The organism is Enhydrobacter sp. (assembly GCA_025808875.1).
Classification (GTDB): Bacteria; Pseudomonadota; Alphaproteobacteria; order Reyranellales; family Reyranellaceae; genus Reyranella.
This window is the reverse complement of the sequence record CP075528.1, coordinates 2,910,855-2,928,642: the sequence shown is the minus strand read 5'-3', so window position 1 is coordinate 2,928,642 and position 17,788 is coordinate 2,910,855. Positions and strand designations below refer to the sequence as shown.

Below are 17,788 nucleotides of genomic sequence, written 5' to 3'. Positions count from 1 at the left end.
CGTCAACCGCGAGGCGGCAGTTCCCCGAGCAGGGCGCGGGCGCGGTCGATGTTGACCAGGTGCGCCTCGAGCATCTCCGAAAGGTCGCGATGCAGTTCGTCGTCGCGCACCTTGGGAAGCATCTCGCGGAGCCTGCGGACCACCCAGTCCTGGCCGCGATTCAGGAAGCTTATCCGTTCTTCGAGGTTCGCGATTGCCAGCGCCTTGCCCTCGAATGCGCCGATCCGTGTCGAAGCGGGCTCGCCCAGGCACCTGAGCTGCCGCAGCAGCATCGCGCACCAGCGCGCCTCGTCCTTGTGGACCGCGTTCAGCAGGTTGGCGAAGCGCGTGCCGGCCGCGTCGGCGCCGCTCTTGAGGGCGACGCCGGTGCCGGCGCGCTCCGCCTCCAGCAACTCGTTGAGGAACGTCGCCAGCTCCCGGCGGGTCGCGTAGCCCATGTAGGCATCGTCCGCCTCATGGGCGAGGCACGCGGGCGAGCTGGTTTCGGCCGGTTCACGGCTCATGTCGGATGCCACCATTTGCCGGCGAGCACGACGCCCGCCGAGAGCAAACGCCTGTCGCCCTCCAGACGCTCCCCGATCGAATCCGCATAGTCGAACCGGCCGGCCTTCTCCTCGATGACGGTCGCCTCGCCGACGCTGCCCACCGCGAGCGTGCCGAGATCGGGACGGCCGATCGCCGCCGCCGCATTGCAGGTCGCCAGCCTGACCACGGTCGGCAGGTCGACACCCAGGCACAGGAACTTCGACATGGTGGTCAGCAGGTCGAAGGCCGGACCCTCGATGGAAATGACATGCACGTCGGAGGAGATCACGTCGGGCAGGAAGCCGGCGGCGATCATCCTGCGAGTCGTGCCGAAGCCGAACGAGCCGCCGCCGTGGCCGATATCGAAGATCACCCCGCGCGCCCGGGCGGCCAGCACCTCCTCGTAGACCTTGCCGTCGGCGCGCACCGGTGCGTTGGGGAAGGGGCGGAAGCAATGGGTCAGCACGTCGCCCTTGCGCAGCCGGCGCATGACCTCGTGCCGCGCCGGCGGGCCGGCGTCGAGATGGGCCATCATCGGCAGGCCGGTTTCCTCGGCCACGTCGAGCGCGACGTCGAGCGGCATGATGCCGGAATCGCCGCTCGCCGACTTGCCGACGCGCACCTTGATGCCGATCACCAGATCCTCGTGCTCGCGCGCCACGCGTACCGCCTCGCGCGGATCGAGCAGGCGCATGTCCGAGCTTTCGCCCACCATGACCGCCTTGGAGAAGGCGAAGATGCCCGGGAAGGCGACGTTGAGATAGGGCAGGATGCGCACCGGCGACGGCTCGATGACATGCCGGCGGAAGCCGTGGAAATTCCCCGGACCGGCGCTGCCGGCGTCGATGAAGGTGGTGACGCCGCCGGTGCGTGCCAGCAACTCGGCCTCGACGCCGAGCGAGGTGCCGCCCCAATAGACGTGGGTGTGCAGGTCGATCAGGCCGGGCGTGACGATCTTCCCCCCGACATTGCGCGCGTCGGCGCCGGGGAGATTGTCGCCGATCGCCGCGACCTTGCCGCCGGCGAAGGCGATGTCGGTCACCCTGTCGATGCCTTGCGACGGATCGACGACGCGCCCGCCCTTGAGCACGAGATCGTTCATGGGCCGAGCCTCTTGATCGTCATGAAGAGCTTCTCCGTGCGAATGCGCTGTGAGACCTGCGAGAACCGACAGTACCTTGTCAGGGCGGGCCTGCCGACCTCCCCGACCCCCGTCGCGGAAATCGCGGAAATCGCGGAAATCGATCTCGGAAACCTCGGAAACCTCGCAAACCTCCGGCGGGGTGTCGCCGGACGACCGACGTCGCGGGCAGCCGCCCGAGACGCCCTCAGGGTGGTGTGCCTGCTCTCTGCCGGAATGCGTTGCGCAAACTGCGGGAACTGCGCAAATCCCCGGTCACGGGTCGGGAGGACGGGTCGGCGGGCGATTGGCGAAGCAGAACGTCGATACGGGAAATCCCGCACGGCCCTCGCGGCCGGGTGTGGTCAGGGTGCTCATGCGCGCATTTTACCTCGACGCGCCCTCAAGGACCTAATCGGGTCGATGGATTCCGTCCGATGAAGACGGCATCTGCATCGGACGGCCGTTCGACCCCCTCATTCAGGCCCTGCGCGGAGAGTCAGATTCGCTCCCTGAGGCGACGTTATCCTCTCAGCGCGCGGCCGAGCGCCCCGCCGCGCGGCAAGGCGATCGTCTCGAGACCGAGCCAGTCGGCCATCAGGCGCAGCTCGTCGCGCAGCGGGCCGGCCACCTCTTTCGCGTCGATGCCCGGTTCGACATGCGCGGCGGGCACGACCAGCCGCGAACCGGCACGGTCGGCCTTGAGGTCGACCCGCCCGACGAGGCGATCGCCCAGCAGGAAGGGCAGGACGTAGTAGCCGTGCTTGCGCTGGGCGAGCGGCGTGTAGATCTCGATGCGATAGAAGAAATCGAAGATGCGCTCGGTGCGATCGCGCTCCCAGATCAGCGGATCGAAGGGGGCGAGCAGGGCGCGCGCCTCGATGCGGCGCGGCTGGCGCGCATGGGGATCGAGATAGGCCGCGTGGACCCAGCTCTCGACATCGACCGGGACGAGGTCGCCGGCCTCGACCAGCTCGGCCAGCCGCGCCTTGGTGTCGGCGACGGGCAGGCGGAAATAGTCGCGCAGGTCGAATTCCGTGGCGACGCCCAGGGCGCGCGCGGAAATGCGCAGCAATTCGCGCTGGGCCGCCGCGACGTCCGGCGTCGGCGCCTCGACCACGGACGCCGGCAGGACTCGCTCGGTGAGGTCGTAGACGCGCTCGAAGGTGCCGCGCCGCGTCGCCGTGGTGACGATGCCGGCATAGAACAGCCATTCGACAGCGAGCTTGCCGTCGTTCCAGCCCCACCACGGGCCGCGGCGCTCGCCGCCGTTGGAGAGTTCCGACGCGGCGAGAGGGCCGCGATCCTCGATCTCGCGCCGGACTTCCTCGATGAAGGCCTTCTTGTCGTTGCGGAAGACGTTGAGCTTGCCCTTGGCCTGGCCGGTGAGCGCGCGCGCCATGCGCCAGCGCAGCAAGGGATGCGACTCGAGCGGCAGCAGCGAGGCCTCGTGCGCCCAGAACTCGAACAGCCCGCGCTGGCTCCGGCGGCCCCAGGCGATGCGGTCGAGCTGTGCGCTGTCGTAGTTGCCGAGCCGCGAGAACAGCGGCAGGTAATGCGCGCGCGTGAGCACGTTCACCGAATCGATCTGCAGCAACCCCAGGCGCTCGATGGCGCGGCGCACGTGGCCGGCATTGGTCGCGCCATCGGGGCGGGGCGCGCCGAAGCCTTGGGCGGCAAGGGTGATGCGGCGGGCGGCCGACGCCGACAGTTTCGTGGGACGACTCATTCGGACGAGCCGACGGCCTCACGCACGGTAGAGTGATATCGGAGTATCGAACCCCTTGAGTTGATAGTCGTTCGCCACGTCGGATCGAATCAGCGCCGGTGCGCGGTCATGCACGCCGCGGGTCACCAGAATCTGGCCAGGACTGGCCGCTGCCTGGGCACGCGCCGCGGTGTTGACGACGGTGCCGATGGCCGTGAGATCGCGGTGCGACCGGCCGAATTCACCGAATTTCATGGTGCCGGAGTCGATGCCGATGCCGACGCCGGGCTCGTGCTCCAGTCGATGGGCCTCGGCGAAGGCGGCGAATTTCTCACGACAGGATTTCTGAATCTCGCGCGCTGCCAAGACGGCACGTGCCGCATGGTTCTCTCGCTTGATCGGGAAGTTGAACACCGCCATGACGGCGTCGCCGATCGTCTTGTTGAGCAGGCCGTCCTGCGCCCAGATCGCCTCTCCGCAGGCATCGTAGAACGTGTCGAGCAGCTCCGACATCGCCTCCGGCGCCAGCGTCTCTGTGAGGCTGGTATAGCCGCGCAGATCGGCGAACATCACGGTGGCATCGATGGTGACGTTGCGTGCCCGCATGATCTTCTTGAAGGCGAGTTCGCAGAACGTGCACGTGTTGGGGTTCATGCGGCTTGGCTTGAGTCCGACGGCGCGATAGGGCAACGATGCGACACCGCGCAGCACGACCGGCACGTGCAGCTGTTGCCAGCAACCTATGCAGATCTTCGATTGAACCGCGGGCATTGCCCATTGTCGCCGATGTCCGTGCCGTTGCACATGGAAAATGACCTATCGGGTACTTCGGCCGGGTTTCGGCGTCGCAATGCGTTCCAGCGCATTCTCTATCGCTTCGACCTGCCGCGGGGAAAGATGGCGGTTGGCGCGGTAGTCGCGGCAGGCCTTGCGCAGGAAGGGGCTCTGCTCGGCGAAGGCCTCGGCGCGCTCGATCAGGGCATCGTGCTGGCCGATGGGCTTGCGGTTCTTGCTGGCGCGGTACAACCGGAACGCCAGGGCAAGGGCGAGGCCGGTGCCGACAGCGATCATGAGTTGCGTCGATGTGATCATCGCCCGACCTTACCTCGCCAGCGCGGTCTCCGCCCGCTGCGCCAAGGCGAGCAGCGGGCGGTCGTGCAGGCGGGGCGCCACGATCTGCAGGCCGACCGGCAGGCCGTCGCGGCCCGTGCCGCAGGGGATCGAGATGCCCGGCACCAGCGCGAGGTTGAACAGCGGCGTGAAGGCGGCATGGCCGCGCGGACCGACCTCGCGGTTTCCGATCACCCTGGGATAGACCTGCTCGACCGGCCAGGAGACACAGGCGGTGGTCGGTGTCAGCAGGTAGTCGTACTCGGTGAAGAACTGCGCCACGGCGCGGGCGCAGGAATCGGCGAAGCGGAAAGCGGCGACGACGTCGGTGCCGGCCACCGACCGGCCGCGCTGGATCAGGCCGGCGACGTTGTCGCCGAACAGGTCCTTGTCACGTGCCTCGCGCGCTCCGTAGAGCAGGGCGCTCGCCGCGGCGTTCACGGCGGCGAACGCCGTTTCGTTCGTGCTCTCCGGCCAGGCGACGTCGGCCTCCTCGATGCGCCAGCCGGCCGCCCGGAGCTTCGCGATGGCGGCATCGAAGGCGGACATGACGTCGGCGTCCACGGCGACGCCGAGGCCGAGTCTCGGGCTCACGGCGATGCGGGGATTGGCCGGCGGCGGCACGTCGAGCGTGGCGACCGAATGCGGATCGCGTGGATCGGGACCGGCCATCACCTCGAAGGCGACGCGCGCATCGGCGACGGTGCGGCCCATCGGCGCCGTGACCCCATACAACGGCCCGTAGGCGCCGCCGAAGCCGAACGGCGTCGGAATGGCGCCGGCCGAGGTCTTGAGTCCGACGACGCCGCAATGCGATGCCGGCCGTCGCCCCGATCCGCCGCCATCGGTGCCCAGCGCGATCGGCGTGAAGCCCGCGGCGAGCGCCGCCGCGGCGCCGCCCGACGAGCCACCCGGCGTCAGCGCCGGATTCATCGGATGGCGAGTCGGGCCGTAAACCTTGTTCTCGGTGTGACCCTTGGCGGCCATCTCCGGCGTATTGGTCATGCCGAGGAAGACGCCGCCCGCCTTCTTCAGCCGCTCGACGGCGACGGCGTCGCGCGGTGGCCTGAAATCCTTGTAGAGCAGAGAGCCGTTGGTGACGCGGCGGCCGGCGACCCAGGTGGTGTCCTTGACCGTGTAGGGCACGCCGAGGATCGGCCCGTCGAAGCCCTGCCTGCGCCGCGCATCGACGGCATCGGCGGCGGCCCGCGCCTCGGCAGGATCGAAGTCGACGATCGCGGTGAGCTGGCCGTTCCTCGCCTCGACGCGGGCGATCGCGGCCTCGGCGATGTCGCGTGCCGTGGTTCGCCCCGCGCGCACGGCATCGGCGATGGCGGCGGCACCCTGGTCCAGCAACTCGGTCATTCGTTATCCCCCGATGTCCTTCCGGCGGCATGATACGTTGCCGAGCCATGTCGTTGGAGAGCGACCTCTATGCGCCGGTGAAGGCGCTGCTCGAAGATCAAGGATACCTGGTCAAGGGAGAAGTCCGCGGCTGCGATGTCGTGGCGGTCCGCGGCGACGAGCCTCCGGTCGTGGTAGAGCTGAAGCGCACTTTCGGCCTTGGCCTCGTCCTGCAGGGCGTCGACCGGCTGGCGCTCACCGACGCGGTCTATCTCGCGGTCGGCCAATGGCCCAAGGCGATGAAGAACGTGCGCAAGCTCTGCCGGCGGCTGGGATTGGGCCTCATCGTCGTGACCGGCAGCCACGCCGACGTCGCGCTCGATCCGGGGCCCTATGCGCCGCGCAAGAACAGGCGAAAGGTCGGCCGGCTGCTCGGCGAGCATGCGCGGCGGGTCGGCGATCCCAATCGCGGCGGCTCGTCGACCAGGGTGCCGATGATGACGGCTTATCGCCAGGAGGCGCTGCGCTGTGCCGGCCTGCTGGCGAAGAACGGACCGATGAAGGTGGCGGCGCTGCGTCTCGCCGCGGAGGCGCCGCGCGCGGCCCGCATCGTGCGCGACGACGTCTACGGCTGGTTCGAGAGGGTCGAGCGCGGCATCTATGCCGTGACTCCCAAGGGCAGGCAGGGCCTCGAACTGTTCGACCGGACGGGCGGGTAGCCGCGACTATCCATCCGACGGCTCTTCGGCGGCGCCCATCGCCGCCGGCCGCTCCGGCACCGGCAGGCGGGCGTTTCGCACAAGCCGCTCCAGATCGACGATGCCGCGAGCGGTGTCGCCCTTCTCGCATCCGGCGCGCGCGACCTCGGCGCGCAGTCGCACGCTGCTTGGGCTTGAGGAGGTGGGCTTGAGCACGTAGTGCGACAGTGACTGGTAGAGCCGTGCGCAATGCGACTCGATTTCGTCCGCGGCGGAGGCCGGGCCCGTCGCGGCCAGGACGCACAGCGAAGCGAGAGAGACGACGGTCGGGAACGATTTCATCACGCCGAGAGAACGCTCAGCGGCGGCGGCGGCTCCCGTGCGACCCGAGTTTCAGCAGGCGTGCGGCATTGCCGCCGAGGACCGCCTGCCGCCCGGCGGCGGAAAGCTTCGTGCGCCCGAGAAACTCGACGGGCTCGTACATTCCCATGTCGTAGGGATAATCCGTGCCCATCAGGACGTGATCGACGCCGTAGGTGTCGACCAGATAGTCGAGCTGGCCGGGTTCGAAGACGATGGTGTCGAAGTACATCTTCTTCAGGTAGTGGCTCGGCTTCTTCGCGATGCAGAGCCGGCAGTCGCTGCGCGCGCCGTGCGCATGGTCCATGCGGCCGGCATAGGCCGGCAGGAAGCCGCCGCCATGGGCGACGCAGATTTTGAGCTGGGGATGGCGTTCGAGCACGCCGCCGAAGATCAGATGGCTGACCGCAACGGTCGAATCGAGCGGGTTGCCGATCACGTTGCTGAAATAGTGGTCGCTGAGGCGGCGGCCCTCGGTGAAGCCGCTGGGATGCAGGAAGACGAGGATGCCGAGCTCCTCGGCCTTGGCGAAGACCGGGCGGAACTTCTCGTCGCTCAGCTCGGCGCCGTCGACGTTGGTGCAGAGCTCGACACCGCGCAGCCCGAGCTGTCCGACCAGGCGCTCCAGCTCGGTGACGGCGTATTGCGGCGCCTGCATCGGCACCGTGCCCATGCCGACCAGGCGGTCGGGATGGGCGGCCACCGTCTCGGCGATGTTGTCGTTGACCAGCCGCGCCACCTCGCGGCCGACCTCGGGCGGTGTCCAATAGTAATACTGTGTGGGGGCGGGCGAGATCGCCTGGATGTCGACGCCCATCCTGTCCATGTCGGCGAGGCGGCGCTCGACGGAGGTGAGCTGTGGTCTCACCGATTCGGTCTGGGCGCGGTTCACGGCGCGCGTAGCCTCGTTGGAAAAGGCCATCATCGGCTCGCGCGGCGCGATGCCCAGTCCCTGGACCAGTTCGGCCGCCTGCGGCGCCACGATGTGGCAATGGATGTCGACGACGGGCCCCGCGGCTTTGCGCGGAGAAGGGCGCCTGGCGGCGAGCCTGGGTCCGGTCGGGCCGCAGGTGTAGAGCATGGCTTCTCCCCAACGGTTCGAGACCTCGACTCTACTGCAACCTCGGCCCGTGTCAGGCATTATCGGCCGGCATGTACAGGCTCGAGATCGCGCACCGGACTCGCTACAGCTATTCCGAGCCGGTGACGCTCGGCGAGTATCGCCTGATGTTCCGGCCGCGCGACAGCCACGACTTGCGCCTGCTCGACACCGCGCTCGCCATCGAGCCGGCGGCGCAGGTGCGATGGATCCACGATCCGTTCGGCAACTCGATCGCCATCGCGTCCTTCGAGGGCGCAACGCAGGTGCTCGAGTTCGTCAGCACGATCCAGGTCGAGCACTACGGCGTGCCGCCGGAGGCGCCGGTGATCGAGGACTATGCGCGCCAGCTGCCCTTCAGCTACCGGGCGGAGGAGGCGCCCGACCTGGCGCGCTATCTCGAGCGGCACTATCCCGATCCCAACGCCCAGGTGAGCAACTGGGTGAAGCAGTTCCTCGAGGGCGAACAGGGCACCGACACCTTTTCCGTGCTGATCCGGCTGTGCAAAGGCATCCAGGAGCAGCTCGAGTACAACATGCGCTTCGAGCCCGGCACCCAGTCGCCGGCGGTCACGCTCGAAACCGGCGGCGGCACCTGCCGCGACTACGCCCTGCTGATGATGGAGGGTGTACGGGCGCTCGGGCTCGCGGCGCGCTTCGTCACCGGCTACCTCTACGATCCGGCGCTCGACCCGGGCGACGGCAAAGCGGCGCCGACCTCGGCCCATCCCCATGCCTGGATGGAGGCCTACCTGCCGGGCGCCGGCTGGATCGAGTTCGATCCGACCAACGGCATGGTCGGCAGCGAGCGGTTGATCCGCGTCGCCGTCGGCCGCAGCCCCGAGCAGGCGATGCCGATCAAGGGCAGCTTCACCGGCTCGACCGGAGTCGCGATCGAGGCGCTGGTCGATGTGCAGGTCCGGCAGCTCGACGCGCAAGCTCCATCAATTTGCAGTAAGCCCGGAGCGGAAGCCCTTTGACATCGGACGGCGTCGGCTGGACAAGTGGCATCGTTGATCCGGCTGTCGTTTGGGGGAACGCCTGTCGACTTTCCTGACTTGGCTGTTGCGCGGGCTGATGGCGCTGGGCGGCGTCGCCCTCGTCGTGGTCGCCTGGCCGGTGATGCGTGGCGCGCTCGAAGCGCAGCGCGCCGATACCGTGGTCAACCAGATTCGCAATTCCCGGCAACTGTCCCTGCCCAATGTCGTGCGCGCGGTCGATGCGCTCGACCGCGCCGTGGCGGCCGATCCGGTCGCTGGCCGGCGACTGCAGCGCGCCGAGGTGACGATCAACGCGGCACTGTCCACCAGGCTGCAGGCATCGCCCGAGCAGCGGCTGGCGTGGATGAAGCAGGCCAAGGACGATCTTGATCGCGGCCTCGCCGAGGCGCCGGCACGCGGCATGGATTGGCTGAGGCTGGCAATCGCGCGCCAGGGGCTCGACGGCGTGTCGCGCGACGTGGTGCCGCCGCTGATGATGTCGATCGAGACGGCGCCGATGTTCGCGCCGATCTGGGAGCCGCGGCTGAGGGTGATCCTCGACAACTGGGGATATTTCACCGAGGAGCAGCGCCTCGAGATCCGGCGCTACATCCTGAAGACGTGGCGTCACACCGACGACCGGCTGTGGTTCGGCCGCGTCGTGCGCAATCCGATCGACGAGCTGATCCTGCGCCATGTGTTGCGCGACGAGCCCGGCGCCCTGGAGGAACTGGCGAAATGGATTCGGCATCTCCGGAACTGAGGCGCAGCTCGCGCCGTCGGCGTCGCCGTCACCGCCACGACGACCACGAAGGCGGCGAGCGGATGACGCGGGGCCTGCTGTCGGCGTCGGGCGGAATCCTGAGCGCCGCCGCCGTCGGGCTGTTCCTGCTGCTGATCGTGCTGGCGCCGCTGCCGATGGGGGGCAATCGCGACTGGGCGTGGTCGCCGATGGTGGTCGTCGTCGGCGGGATGTCGATGTTGTTCGCCGCCGGCATCGGCACGCGCGGCGGCTTCGAGGTGAGCGCGGAGGAGCGGGGGCCGCTGATGGTCCTGCTGGCGGCCTTCACCTTCTTCTTCCTGGAATCGCTCCTGCAGATGTCGACCCTGGCGCCCACCACGCCGAGCGCGTGGCTCTACGAGCGGGCGCGCGCGATCCTCGGCAAGGCGCACGATCCGGTGCCGACGCTGGCGATCGACGCCTCGCGCAACGTCCTGCTGAAGAGCATGGCGTGCGGCCTTCTGTTCCTGACCGCGCGCGCGTTGTTCGTCGATCCGCGCCGCGCCCGCTGGCTGCTGGGCGCGCTGGCGCTGAGCGCGCTCCTCGTGATGACATACGCCCTGATTTCGCAGGTCTCGACCAATTCGTGCCTGGTCGGCAGCTTCCTCAAGAAGCAGGGCGAGTACACCGTCGGCTATCGCTGCCTGATGTCCGGCACCTTCGTGAACAGCAACTCCTTCGCCTGTTTCATGGGCATGGGGCTGGTCGCCGTGCTCGCCCTGCTGCTCGGCCACCAGCCGCCGCGCCGGCGCCGCCATCACGACGACGGGGACGAGGATTTCGGCGGCGAGGAGAGCGTGCTCGACCGCATCACCGGCCCGCGCGTGGCCCTGCTGGCGCTCGGTTTCCTCTTCCTGGGCGGCCTGCTGATCTCGGGCTCGCGCGCCGGCCTGGCGGCGAGCGTGCTCGGCATCCTGATCCTGCTGTCGCTGTTCATGCGCGGACGCTGGGCATCGCGGTCGCAGATGGGGCGGGCGCTGCTGATCGGCGGCGCCGTCGTCGTGGTGATCGGCATCATCGCCGGCGGCGCCATGCTGCAGAAGCTGGCGCGCTTCTCCGAAGGCAGCTCGACCAATCGCATCTACATCTGGGAATCGACGCTCGAGGCGATCGCGCAGTCGCCGTGGTGGGGATGGGGGCGCGGCGCCTATCCCGACATCTATTCGATCCTCCAGCCGCTCGAGATTCCCCAGCCCAACGATCTTGCCCATTCGACGCCGCTGGAGACTATCGTCGAACTCGGCATCCCCGGCGCTGTCGTCGCCTTCCTGATCGTTCTCGTTCCCTGGGGCGTCTGTCTGCTCGGCGGCCTGCGGTCGGAAAGGGAACGGCTTCTGCCGGCAACGGCGTTCGCGCTGACGAGCGTGCCCATCCTCCATTCGTCGGTCGATTTCAGCCTTCAGATGCCGGCGATCGCCTTTGTCAGCAGCGCCGTTCTCGGCATGGGATGGGCCCAGGTTTTCGCCCGGCGAGCGGAATCGTCATCCGAGCGCCATCGGGGGCCGCACGACGAGTGAAAAGGCTTTGCAAATAAAGGGAATTTCAACTATATTCATCGCGGGTGTAATAATTGAGGGCGCCGTCCTTTGGGTGAGGCGGCGTCCTTGCTATCTTCACGCATCCGGAGGGTGATCGGCTTGCGCAGGGCAGTTTCCGCTGACGCGGACAATCCGCCGCTCGACTCGTCGCGGCCGGCGCCCGCCATCCGTTCCGCGCCCCAGCGTTTCTTCGAGACGTGGGCCGATTTCCTCGGTGGCTTCCTGTTTTGCGTGATCCTCCCGATCACGGTCTATGCGACAGGCGAGCCCTTCGCCATGGGCATCGGCGCCACGGAGCAGACGATTCTGGCGACGGCCGGCGCCTATGTCCTGGTCTGGTATGCCGGTCGCCGGCTCGACGCCTTCCCACGCGGCACCATCCAGGGAAACGTCGCCTACATCGCGCCGGTCGCCGCCCTGGCCTACGCCACGATCGCCGTCGTGCTGCTGCTGTTGCGGTCCGACTATTCGCGCGTCCAGCTCTTCGGCAGCGGCACGCTGGCCATCCTGTGGATGGCCTTCGCCGCCCAGATGCGTGCCCGCTATCTCATCCGCAACTACGCGGTGGTGCCGATGTCCTCGGTCGGCAGCATGCCGGCCGTGCGCACCTGCCGCTGGTTGTCGCTCGACGACGTCGAGAGCCAGGGCCTGCGCGTCGATGCCATCGTCGCCGACCTCGACGCCGACCTGACGGACCGCCAGGTGGCGGCCCTCGCCAACGGCGCCATCGCCGGGGTCCCGGTGCTCGATCGCCGCTTCATCGTCGAAACCCTGACGGGTCGAACGCCGCTCAACGGCCTGACGCCGAACGAGTTCGGCGCCTTGCTGCCGTCGCGCCAGTATCTCGTCATCCGCCGCGCCATCGAGCTTGCGATGACGGTGCTCGCCTTTCCCCTGTTCCTGCCGGTGCTGGCGGGCATTGCCCTCATCGTGCGTCTCGACAGCCGCGGGCCGATCTTTTTCGTGCAGTCTCGCGTCGGCCGGCGCGGCCGCGTGTTCCGCATGGTCAAGTTCCGCACCATGTTTCACGGCGCAGAGGGACCGAGTTTCACCGCCACCGCCGATCCGCGGGTCACCCGGGTCGGCCGCATCCTGCGGCGCTATCGCCTCGACGAGCTGCCGCAGGTGTTCAACGTGCTGGCCGGAGACATGAGCTGGGTCGGTCCGCGGCCGGAGGCCCTCAACCTCGACCAGAAGTACGTGCGGGACATCCCTCACTTCGCGCTGCGCGGCATCGTCCGGCCGGGTCTGACCGGTTGGGCACAGATCAACCAGGGATACGCGCACGACCCCGACGAAATGCGCTCCAAACTGGAGTATGATCTCTACTATCTGAAGCATTGCTCGTTGTGGCTGGATCTGGTCATCGTCCTGCGCACCTTCGCCGTCATCCTGGGCGGTACGGGCGCGCGCTGAGCGCGCCGCCCGCCCGCGACCCCTGATCATGTGTGGAATAGCCGGCATCTTCGCCTATCTCGACGTCGCCCCGGGCGTCGATCGCGCCGAACTCGCGCGCATGAACCTGCGCATGGCGCCGCGCGGCCCCGACGGCAGCCGTGATTGGTTCAGCCCCGATGGCCGTGTCGGGCTGACGCACCGGCGGCTCGCCATCATCGACCTCAGCGAAGGCGGCGCGCAGCCGATGCATTCGGCGGACGGCACGCTCACCATCACCTTCAACGGCGAGATCTACAATTACCGCGAGCTGCGTGCCGAGCTTCAGCGCAAGGGCTGCGTGTTCCGCTCCGATTCCGACACCGAGGTGATCCTTCAGCTCTACCTCGACCGCGGTCCCGCCATGGTCGAGGACCTCCGCGGCATGTTCGCCTTCGGCCTGTGGGACTCGCGCACGCACCGGCTTCTACTGGCGCGCGACCCGCTGGGCATCAAGCCGCTCTACTACGCCGACGACGGCTGGACCTTCCGCTTCGCCTCGCAAGCCAAGGCGCTGCTGGCCGGCGGCGCCGTCTCGCGCGATCCCGACCCGGCGGGCATCGTCGGCTTCCATCTGATGGGCAGCGTGCCCGAGCCGTTCACCGTCTGGCGGGAGATCCGGTCGGTGCCGGCCGGCGCGATCATGACGGTCGATGCCGCCGGTCCCGATGCGTCTCTGCGCTACTACGACGTGGCGGCCTCGTTGGCGCGGCGCGCGGCGGCGCCCGTCGGCGACCGTGCGGGCGCGCGCCGGGACATCAGGGCGGCCGTTCAGGACTCGGTGCGGCATCATCTGGTGGCCGACGTTCCGGTCGCGGTGTTCCTTTCGGCGGGCCTCGACTCCGGGGCACTGCTCGGCACGATGGCGGAACTCGGCGTGCGCAATGCCACGGCCGTGACACTGGCTTTCGAGGAGTTCCGCGGCGGTCCGCTCGACGAGGCGCCGCTGGCTGCCGAAGTCGCCGCGCGGTACGGCGCGCGCCATGTCGTGCGCACCATCGACCGGGCCGAGTTCGAGCGCGACCTGCCAGCCATCCTCGATGCCATGGACCTGCCGACGACGGACGGCATCAACACGTGGTTCGTCGCCAAGGCCGCGCACGAGGCCGGCGTCAAGGTGGCGCTGAGCGGATTGGGCGCCGACGAATGCTTCGGCGGCTATCCGTCTTTCGTCGACGTGCCGCGCAGCGTGCGCCTGCTGCGCCCGTTGCGCTTCCTGCCCGGCGCCGGGGCGCTCGTGCGTCGCCTGATGTCGTTCGGCATCTCCGCCGGCATCGGCATCCATCCCAAGGCTGCCGGGCTGCTGCAATACGGCGGGAACTGGGCCGGCGCCTACCTCCTGCGCCGCAGCGTCTACATGCCGTGGGAGCTCGATCGGGTGCTCGACCGCGGCTTGCTGGAAGAGGGGCTGAGGCGCCTCGCGCCGCTTGCGCGCATTGCCGGCGAGTTGCGGGCCGGGCGCTCGCTGTGCGACTTCGATCGCGTCGCCGCGCTGGAGACGTCACTTTACATGCGCAACCAGTTGCTGCGCGACGCCGACTGGGCGGGCATGGCGCATTCGATCGAGATCAGGGTGCCCTATGTCGACCCCTTCTTCCTCGCCGCCCTGCCGCCCGGCGACGTGATGGCCGAACTCGACGCCAAGGCGGCGGTCGCCGACATCCCCGTGCCGGCTCTGCCCGAGGCGAGCCGTGCCCGCAGCAAGACCGGCTTCGTCACGCCGGTCGGTCGCTGGATGAGCGAGGCGGCCGGCGGCTCGCCGAACGTGTCCTTTTCCAGCGCCTCGCGTGCTTGGGCGCTGCGGGTGTGGCAGGCGGGCTGGATCGAGCCGACACCTGCATGACGTGCCGATGAGCTCCCGCATCCTCGCCCTCGTCGGCGACTGCTATGGCGCCGGCGGTGGCATCGCCCGCTACAACCAGGACCTGTTCGAAGCCCTGGCGGCGGGGGGCGCAGATCTCGTCGTCCTGCCGCGCCATGGCGATAGCCGGGGCCTGGTGCTGCCGCGCGGCATCCTCCAGCTGCCGGCGGTGCTCGGCCGGTTCCGATACATCGTCTCGGCGCTGTCGGCGGCACGGCGGCATCGTCCATTCGACGTCGTGTTCTGCGGCCACGTCTTCATGGCGCCGCTGGCGTGGGGGATCGCGAGACTGCTGGGCGCGCGCTATTGGCTGCAGGGCCACGGCACCGACATCTGGTCGACGCGCCGCGGCATCGTGCGTCGCGCGATCGAGGCGGCGGACCTCGTGACCACGGTCAGCCGCGCCACCCGCCGATCGCTGCTCGGCTGGGCCGACCTGGCGCCCGAGAGGGCGCGCGTCCTGCCCGACACCGTGCGCGACATGTTCACGCCCGGTCCGAAGAGCGCGGCGCTCGCGGCGCGGCTTCTGCTCGGGTCGGGGCCGATCCTCCTGACGGTCGGCCGCCTCGCCGCCAGCGAACGCTACAAGGGGCATGAGGAGATATTCGCCATCCTGCCGGCCCTGCGCGCTCGCTTTCCCGGGATCGTTCATGTCGTCGCGGGTGATGGCGACGATCGCGCGCACCTCGAGCGCCGGGCGCGCGAGCTCGCCGGCCCCGATGTCGTCCGCTTTCTGGGCTTCGTGCCCGATGAGGACCTGCCCGACCTCTATCGGCTGGCCGACCTCTACGTCATGCCGAGCACGCAGGAAGGCTTCGGCATCGTCTATCTCGAAGCGGCCGCTTGCGGCCTGCGCGTGGTGGGCGGCGTGGGCGGCGGCAGCGCCGACGCCATTCCCGACGAGCGCATCGGCATCACCGTCGATCCCTCGGACGGCAAGGCGCTCGAGCACGCCGTCGTCCGGCTGCTCGACCTCGGCCGGTCCGATGGCTCGGCAGTCGAGCCCTATCGACGCCGCCAGTTCGCTGCCACGGCGAGGCTACTCCTCGCTCGCCTCGGTACGGGTTCGCGTCGTATGAAGGGCGAACCATGAGCTCGACGTCAAACGACACCTCACCGCCTCGGCTGATTCTCGAGGCGGGGCGCGCCGATCGGCAGTATTGGCTCGACATCTGGCGCTATCGCGAGCTGATGTTCATGCTCGCCTGGCGCGACGTCGCGGTGCGCTACAAGCAGACGGTCATCGGCGTCGCCTGGGCGTTCATTCGGCCCTTCCTGACGCTGGTCGTCTTCACCGTCGTGTTCGGCCAGCTCGCCAAGCTGCCGACGGGCAGCGACGTTCCGTACGCCGTCATCGTGATCGGCGGTCTCCTGCCCTGGACACTGGCGTCGACCGTGCTGAACGACGCCTCGTTCAGCGTCGTCGGAAACTCCTCGCTGATCACCAAGGTGTATTTCCCGCGCCTGATCATCCCGCTGTCGACCATCGCGGTCGCGCTGGCGGATTTCGCGGTCTGCCTGTTGATCCTCGCCGGCGTGATGGCGTGGTACGGCCTCGTGCCGGGCTGGCAGATCCTGCTGTTGCCGGTATTCGTCATGCTGGCGCTGCTGGCGAGCTTCGGCCCGGCGCTGTGGGCGGCCGGCCTGGTGGTCAAGTATCGTGACTTTCGATTCGTGATTCCTTTTCTGCTGCAGTTCGGCCTCTACGCCTCGCCCGTCGGCTTCTCCAGCTCGGTGGTCCCGGAGAAGTGGCGCGCCCTTTACAGTCTCAATCCGATGGTCGGTATCATCGACGGCTTTCGTTGGTCGATCGTCGGCGGCGACAGCCCCATCTACCTGCCGGGCTTCATCGTGAGCCTTGGCGTCGTCGCTCTCATGTTGTGGTGGGGCATCCGCCGATTTCGCGGTGCCGAACGACGCTTCGCGGACATGATCTGACCATGAGTGACCCCGTCATCCGCGCCACCGGGCTGGGCAAGAAGTTCCTGATCGGCCGTGCCACCCAGTACGACGAGCTTTTCGTCGACGCGCTGCGCCACCGGGTTGGGTCGCTTTGGCGGCGAACCCGCGACGTGCTCGCTGGACGGACGCCCGAGTTGAGCCATCGCCTCGAGGAATACTGGGCGCTGCGAGAGCTCGACTTCGAGATCAAGAGCGGCGAGTTGGTCAGCATCATCGGGCACAACGGCGCCGGCAAGACGACCTTGCTCAAGATCCTGTCGCGCATCACGGAGCCGACAGAGGGGCGGGTCGAGATCACCGGACGCGTCAACAGCCTGCTCGAGGTCGGCACCGGCTTTCATCCGGAGCTGACCGGCCGCGAGAACATCTTCCTGAACGGCGCTATCCTCGGCATGACGCGGGCCGAGATGCGCCAGCGCTTCGACGAAATCGTCGAGTTCTCGGGCATCGCCAAGTTCCTCGATACGCCCGTGAAGCGATACTCGGTCGGCATGTACATCCGGCTCGCCTTCGCGGTGGCGGCGCACATGGAGGCGGAGATCCTCGTCGTCGACGAGGTGCTCGCCGTCGGCGACGCTGAGTTTCAGGCCAAGTGCCTCAATCGCATGTCCGAGGTGGCGCACAGCGGCCGAACTGTTCTTTTCGTGAGCCACAATTTCGCGGCAATCACCGCGCTCACCAAGCGCAGCATCGTCCTGGAGCGCGGCAGGCTCACGTTCGACGGGCCGGTCGAAGCGGGCCTGGCACACTACACCTCGACGCTCGGCAAGGTCGGCAACGACCAGAAGTGGGAGCGCGGCACGGATGCCACGCTCGTCTCCGCCAAGCTGCTCGACCAGGAAGGCAATGCCACCGAGCGCTTCATGCCGGGCACGCCGTTGCGCCTGCATATCGTCGTCGACACGACCGGGATGCCGGGCATGGCGGTCGAGCTGATCCTGCGCGACCACCACAACCTGCCGATCTCGTTCTACTCGTCGTCGGCGTTCAACAAGATCAACCTGCCGTCGCGTCCGGGCCGCTATGAATGCGTGTTGTCGCTGGATCCCTATTTGCTGGGGGCGGGCGAGTACGGCATCGACATTCAGACGACCTACAGCCAGATCACGATCGACCATCTCGTGAGCAGCGCCGTCCGCTTCTACGTCGACGCCTGCAGCCCGGACGGAGTGTCGTTCGATTTCCGCCAGGATCTCGGCATGGGTCACCTGGCGATGAGGCTCAGCGCGCCGCTGCAGTTCACGCCCGTCGCTTCGACGTGACCCGGC

General features: G+C 68.4%; 17 protein-coding genes. 9 read left to right on the top strand and 8 right to left on the bottom strand.

Annotation, left to right across the window (positions count from 1 at the left end; genetic code table 11):
• Positions 1-2 precede the first annotated feature (2 nt).
• The 6 genes from KIT25_14530 to KIT25_14505 all read right to left on the bottom strand — a co-directional run bounded on the left by KIT25_14530 (position 3) and on the right by KIT25_14505 (position 5,828).
• Entirely contained in the window at positions 3-503 is a 501-nt protein-coding gene (locus KIT25_14530) for a hypothetical protein (GenBank protein ID UYN93277.1), read from the bottom strand.
• Positions 500-1,627 (bottom strand): amidohydrolase/deacetylase family metallohydrolase, encoded by a 1,128-nt coding sequence (locus KIT25_14525; GenBank protein ID UYN93276.1) that lies wholly within the window; start codon positions 1,625-1,627, stop codon positions 500-502. The genes KIT25_14530 and KIT25_14525 overlap by 4 nt, the downstream gene beginning before the upstream one ends.
• A gap of 541 nt (positions 1,628-2,168) precedes the next feature.
• Positions 2,169-3,374: a YcaQ family DNA glycosylase gene (locus tag KIT25_14520; protein ID UYN93275.1), complete on the bottom strand. Its 1,206-nt coding sequence runs from the start codon at positions 3,372-3,374 to the stop codon at positions 2,169-2,171.
• Positions 3,375-3,392: 18 nt separating this feature from the next.
• On the bottom strand, positions 3,393-4,124 hold the full coding sequence (locus KIT25_14515; protein ID UYN93274.1) for an adenylate/guanylate cyclase domain-containing protein: 732 nt from the start codon (positions 4,122-4,124) through the stop codon (positions 3,393-3,395).
• Positions 4,125-4,169: 45 nt separating this feature from the next.
• A complete protein-coding gene (locus KIT25_14510; protein ID UYN93273.1) occupies positions 4,170-4,445 on the bottom strand; it encodes a hypothetical protein in 276 nt (91 codons plus the stop codon).
• A gap of 9 nt (positions 4,446-4,454) precedes the next feature.
• A complete protein-coding gene (locus KIT25_14505; protein UYN93272.1) occupies positions 4,455-5,828 on the bottom strand; it encodes an amidase in 1,374 nt (457 codons plus the stop codon).
• Between the two features lie 29 nt (positions 5,829-5,857).
• Here KIT25_14505 and KIT25_14500 point away from each other — a divergent pair, with 29 nt between their 5' ends.
• A complete protein-coding gene (locus tag KIT25_14500; protein UYN93271.1) occupies positions 5,858-6,526 on the top strand; it encodes a hypothetical protein in 669 nt (222 codons plus the stop codon).
• 6 nt (positions 6,527-6,532) lie between these two features.
• Here KIT25_14500 and KIT25_14495 read toward each other — a convergent pair whose 3' ends face one another.
• Together KIT25_14495 and KIT25_14490 are read right to left on the bottom strand one after the other, a co-directional pair.
• Entirely contained in the window at positions 6,533-6,847 is a 315-nt protein-coding gene (locus tag KIT25_14495; GenBank protein ID UYN93270.1) for a hypothetical protein, read from the bottom strand.
• A 16-nt stretch (positions 6,848-6,863) separates the two neighbouring features.
• Positions 6,864-7,946, bottom strand: a complete 1,083-nt coding sequence (locus tag KIT25_14490; GenBank protein UYN93269.1) for an amidohydrolase — start codon at positions 7,944-7,946, stop codon at positions 6,864-6,866.
• Between the two features lie 71 nt (positions 7,947-8,017).
• On the opposite strand from KIT25_14490, the gene KIT25_14485 reads away from it, so the two are divergent.
• The 8 genes from KIT25_14485 (at position 8,018) to KIT25_14450 (ending at position 17,782) form a co-directional block, all read left to right on the top strand.
• Entirely contained in the window at positions 8,018-8,944 is a 927-nt protein-coding gene (locus tag KIT25_14485) for a transglutaminase family protein (protein UYN93268.1), read from the top strand.
• A gap of 49 nt (positions 8,945-8,993) precedes the next feature.
• Complete coding sequence (locus tag KIT25_14480; GenBank protein ID UYN93267.1) at positions 8,994-9,707, top strand: hypothetical protein; 714 nt, start codon at positions 8,994-8,996, stop codon at positions 9,705-9,707.
• Between the two features lie 62 nt (positions 9,708-9,769).
• Entirely contained in the window at positions 9,770-11,242 is a 1,473-nt protein-coding gene (locus KIT25_14475; protein ID UYN93266.1) for an O-antigen ligase family protein, read from the top strand.
• Between the two features lie 120 nt (positions 11,243-11,362).
• Entirely contained in the window at positions 11,363-12,679 is a 1,317-nt protein-coding gene (locus KIT25_14470) for a sugar transferase (protein UYN93265.1), read from the top strand.
• Between the two features lie 28 nt (positions 12,680-12,707).
• The gene (gene asnB / locus KIT25_14465) at positions 12,708-14,540 is read left to right on the top strand and encodes an asparagine synthase (glutamine-hydrolyzing) (protein UYN93264.1); all 1,833 of its coding nucleotides are present in this window, start codon (positions 12,708-12,710) and stop codon (positions 14,538-14,540) included.
• Positions 14,541-14,547: 7 nt separating this feature from the next.
• Positions 14,548-15,651, top strand: a complete 1,104-nt coding sequence (locus tag KIT25_14460; protein ID UYN93263.1) for a glycosyltransferase family 4 protein — start codon at positions 14,548-14,550, stop codon at positions 15,649-15,651.
• Positions 15,648-16,496, top strand: a complete 849-nt coding sequence (locus KIT25_14455) for an ABC transporter permease (GenBank protein UYN93262.1) — start codon at positions 15,648-15,650, stop codon at positions 16,494-16,496. The genes KIT25_14460 and KIT25_14455 overlap by 4 nt, the downstream gene beginning before the upstream one ends.
• A gap of 2 nt (positions 16,497-16,498) precedes the next feature.
• On the top strand, positions 16,499-17,782 hold the full coding sequence (locus tag KIT25_14450; protein UYN93261.1) for an ABC transporter ATP-binding protein: 1,284 nt from the start codon (positions 16,499-16,501) through the stop codon (positions 17,780-17,782).
• Positions 17,783-17,788: the final 6 nt, after the last annotated feature.

What these genes read in the sequence shown, in the direction of transcription:
- KIT25_14530 (UYN93277.1), bottom strand. Translation starts at nt 503, where the DNA reads ATGAGCCGTGAACCGGCCGAAACCAGCTCGCCCGCGTGCCTCGCCCAT.
- KIT25_14525 (UYN93276.1), bottom strand. Translation starts at nt 1,627, where the DNA reads ATGAACGATCTCGTGCTCAAGGGCGGGCGCGTCGTCGATCCGTCGCAA.
- KIT25_14520 (UYN93275.1), bottom strand. Translation starts at nt 3,374, where the DNA reads ATGAGTCGTCCCACGAAACTGTCGGCGTCGGCCGCCCGCCGCATCACC.
- KIT25_14515 (UYN93274.1), bottom strand. Translation starts at nt 4,124, where the DNA reads ATGCCCGCGGTTCAATCGAAGATCTGCATAGGTTGCTGGCAACAGCTG.
- KIT25_14510 (UYN93273.1), bottom strand. Translation starts at nt 4,445, where the DNA reads ATGATCACATCGACGCAACTCATGATCGCTGTCGGCACCGGCCTCGCC.
- KIT25_14505 (UYN93272.1), bottom strand. Translation starts at nt 5,828, where the DNA reads ATGACCGAGTTGCTGGACCAGGGTGCCGCCGCCATCGCCGATGCCGTG.
- KIT25_14500 (UYN93271.1), top strand. Translation starts at nt 5,858, where the DNA reads ATGATACGTTGCCGAGCCATGTCGTTGGAGAGCGACCTCTATGCGCCG.
- KIT25_14495 (UYN93270.1), bottom strand. Translation starts at nt 6,847, where the DNA reads ATGAAATCGTTCCCGACCGTCGTCTCTCTCGCTTCGCTGTGCGTCCTG.
- KIT25_14490 (UYN93269.1), bottom strand. Translation starts at nt 7,946, where the DNA reads ATGCTCTACACCTGCGGCCCGACCGGACCCAGGCTCGCCGCCAGGCGC.
- KIT25_14485 (UYN93268.1), top strand. Translation starts at nt 8,018, where the DNA reads ATGTACAGGCTCGAGATCGCGCACCGGACTCGCTACAGCTATTCCGAG.
- KIT25_14475 (UYN93266.1), top strand. Translation starts at nt 9,770, where the DNA reads ATGACGCGGGGCCTGCTGTCGGCGTCGGGCGGAATCCTGAGCGCCGCC.
- asnB (UYN93264.1), top strand. Translation starts at nt 12,708, where the DNA reads ATGTGTGGAATAGCCGGCATCTTCGCCTATCTCGACGTCGCCCCGGGC.
- KIT25_14460 (UYN93263.1), top strand. Translation starts at nt 14,548, where the DNA reads ATGAGCTCCCGCATCCTCGCCCTCGTCGGCGACTGCTATGGCGCCGGC.
- KIT25_14455 (UYN93262.1), top strand. Translation starts at nt 15,648, where the DNA reads ATGAGCTCGACGTCAAACGACACCTCACCGCCTCGGCTGATTCTCGAG.
- KIT25_14450 (UYN93261.1), top strand. Translation starts at nt 16,499, where the DNA reads ATGAGTGACCCCGTCATCCGCGCCACCGGGCTGGGCAAGAAGTTCCTG.